1 protein-coding gene is annotated in these 284 nt (G+C 35.9%); it reads left to right on the top strand.

What is annotated here, in order from left to right; genetic code table 11:
* Positions 1-284 (top strand): sortase family protein (locus ACSG5Z_RS32055; protein WP_503827197.1); only part of this gene is annotated, 284 nt, incomplete at both ends.

The following is a 284-nucleotide window of genomic DNA, read 5'->3' as shown; positions in this document are numbered from 1 at the left end:
AATGGTAGATGAAGACTTCTTCATGTCGCATAGTAAATTAAATTACGATACATTATTTGAAGGATATGATCTTGAAGTGTTCTCGGTGTATACAACAACAACTGATTTTTATTTCATTGAAACGGATTTTAGCAATGATACGGAATACACATCGTTTTTGGAGAAAATTCAAGAAAAATCGCTGTACAAAACGGATACAACATTGACAGCGAGTGATCAAATCGTAACATTTTCGACGTGTGACTATGCACTTGATCCGGAAGCAGGAAGGTTAGTCGTGCATG

Origin of the sequence: Bacillus pretiosus (assembly GCF_051294775.1) — a bacterium.
GTDB lineage: Bacteria > Bacillota > Bacilli > Bacillales > Bacillaceae_G > Bacillus_A > Bacillus_A wiedmannii.
Note: the sequence above shows the minus strand (reverse complement) of the source record. Positions and strands in the feature narration are given on the sequence as shown.